3 protein-coding genes are annotated in these 2490 nt (G+C 68.1%); all 3 read right to left on the reverse strand.

Translation table 11 applies throughout. From position 1 onward, the window contains the following. Window positions 1-50: 50 nt before the first annotated feature. The gene (locus AC1D15_RS26755; protein ID WP_477828387.1) at window positions 51-833 is read right to left on the reverse strand and encodes an SDR family oxidoreductase; all 783 of its coding nucleotides are present in this window, start codon (window positions 831-833) and stop codon (window positions 51-53) included. A 52-nt stretch (window positions 834-885) separates the two neighbouring features. Continuing rightward, window positions 886-1875: a sialic acid TRAP transporter substrate-binding protein SiaP gene (locus tag AC1D15_RS26760; RefSeq protein ID WP_477828388.1), complete on the reverse strand. Its 990-nt coding sequence runs from the start codon at window positions 1873-1875 to the stop codon at window positions 886-888. Window positions 1876-1884: 9 nt separating this feature from the next. Beyond that, window positions 1885-2490 (reverse strand): tripartite tricarboxylate transporter substrate binding protein (locus AC1D15_RS26765; protein ID WP_477828389.1); only part of this gene is annotated, 606 nt, incomplete at its 5' end.

Genomic DNA, 2490 nt, shown 5'->3' on the forward strand with positions numbered 1-2490 from the left:
GTATGTCACGCCAGCCGCCACATCGTTCCACGCGCAGTACATCCTTCCGCTCAGAACGTCCCCGGATACGCCCCGCCATCCAGCAGGATGTTCTGCCCCGTCAGGTACCCCGCCTGCACGCTGCACAGGAACGCGCAGAACGCGCCGAACTCCTCGGCCGTGCCGAAGCGCTGCGCCGGGATCGTCTTGCGCCGCGCATCCCACGCGGCGTCGGCGTCCTGCCCCGTCTTCTGCGCCCCGGCCCGCACCGTCGTTCGCAACCGGTCGGTGTCGAACGCGCCGGGCAGCAGGCCGTTGATGGTCACGTTCTTCGCGACCAGGTTGGTGCGCGCGAGGCCCGCCACGAAACCGGTGAGCCCGCTGCGCGCGCCGTTCGACAAGCCCAGCACGCCGATCGGCGCCTTCACCGCGCCCGAGGTGATGTTGACCACGCGCCCGTAGCCGCGCCCCGCCATCGCATCGACCGTCGCCTTGATCAGCTCGATCGGCGTCAGCATGTTGGCATCGAGCGCCTTGATCCACGCGTCACGGTCCCAGTCGCGGAAATCCCCCGGCGGCGGCCCGCCGGCGTTGTTGACCAGGATGTCGACCTGCGGGCACGCCGCCAGCGCCGCCTCGCGGCCGGCGGCCGTCGTGATGTCGCCCGCCACGCTGCGCACCTCGCCGCGCTTCAGCGCCCGCAACTCGGCGGCCGTCGCCTCCAGCGCCTCGGCACCGCGCGCGGTGATCACCACGTTGACGCCCTCGCGCACCAGCGCCTGTGCGCAGCCCTTGCCCAGGCCCTTGCTGGCGGCACACACCAGCGCCCACTTGCCTTCGATTCCGAGATCCATGCGATTCCTTTCGATGCCGTGCGGCGAATCGCCAGGATTCTCGGCGAACTCGCTACTTCAGCGCCTCCACGCGGTCATACAGTTCCTTCGACCACGGCGCATCGGGGGCCGTCACTGCCTTCTGCACCGCCTGCATGAACGGCTTGCGGTCCACCTTCACGATGGTGCGGCCGGCCTTCTCGAACTCGGTCACGAGGCGGTGCTCGGATTCGAGGATGTCGCTGCTCGCCCGCGTCGACGCCTCCCAGAGCACCTGGTCGAACAGCTTGCGGTYGGCCGCCGGCATCGAACTCCAGGTGGTGCCCGACACCACGGTGACCAGCGATTCGGTGATGTGCCCGGTCAGCATCGTGTACTTCTGCACCTCGTAGAACTTCTTGGCCTCGATCGTCGGCAGCGGGTTCTCCTGCGCATCGACGGTGCCGTTCTGCAGCGCCAGGTACACCTCGGCGAATGCGATCGGCGTCGGGTTGGCGCCCACCGCGCGCGGGAACATCATGAACAGCGGCGCATCCGGCACGCGCAGCTTCATGCCCTTCATGTCCTCCGGCTTCAGCACCTGCTTGTTCGCGGTGAGGTGGCGCTGGCCGTAATAGGTGTAGCCGGCGATGTGGTTGCCGCCGCTCTTGCTCTCGTACCCCGCCGCCAGCTCCTTGAAGATCGCGCTGTCGCGAAAGCTCTGCCAGTGCGCATGGTCGCGGAAGATGAACGGCCCCGACGCGATCGACAGCGGCGGGTAGGCCCGCCCGGCGAACGCCATCCCGGTGTAGATGATGTCCACCGTGCCCAGCGTCAGCCCCTGGTTGATGTCGGTCTCCTTGCCGAGCGTGGACGCCGGGAACACGTCGATCAGGTACTTGCCGTTGCTGCGCTTCTTGATCTCCTCCGCCGCCCACAGCGCCTGCTTGTGGTACGGCTCGCTGGTCTCGTAGACGTGGGCCCATTTGAGCTTGGTCTGCGCGAGCCCGGCGGTGCTGCACAGCGCGAGCAGCGCCAGCGCGGCAAAACGCTTGAAAGGCTTGAAGGAAGAGATCCGGATCATCGTCGTCTCCTACGGCTTGTTGAGGTTCAGCTTCGGGATCAGCACCTTGAAGGTCTCATGGTCGCGCGCGACCACCTGCTTGAAGGCCGCCGCATCGGCATACGCATAGCCGAGGTTCAGCTTGTCCATCGCCTCATGCAGGCTCGGCTCGGCGGCGGTCTTCTGCGTCGCGGCGCGCAGCACGTCGACGACGTCCTGCGGCGTGCCCTTGGCCACGCCCAGGCCACGCCACGTGCCGATGCTCAGGTCGACGCCGCGCTCCTTCAGCGTCGGCACCTTCTCGAAACCCTTCACGCGCTGGTCGGCCATCACCGCCAGCGTCTTCAGCTTGCCGGCCTGCACGTAGGTCGACACCTCCGCCGGGCTGACCGACACCGCATCGATCTGCGAGCCCATCAGCGCCAGCACCGCCGGCCCCGCGCCCTGGTAGGGCACGTGCAGGAACTTCGCGCCGGTGCGGTCTTCGAGCGCGGCCGCGGCCAGGTGCCAGATCGAGCCGACGCCCGAGTTGCCCACCCGCAGGTCGCCCTTCTTCGCGGCGGCGATGAACTCCTCGTAGGTGTTCCAAGGCGCATCGGCACGCACCGTGATCGCGGCCGGGTCGGCGTTCAGCTG

The organism is Rhizobacter sp. P2_H2 (assembly GCF_056403375.1).

What these genes read in the sequence shown, in the direction of transcription:
- AC1D15_RS26755 (WP_477828387.1), bottom strand. Translation starts at nt 833, where the DNA reads ATGGATCTCGGAATCGAAGGCAAGTGGGCGCTGGTGTGTGCCGCCAGC.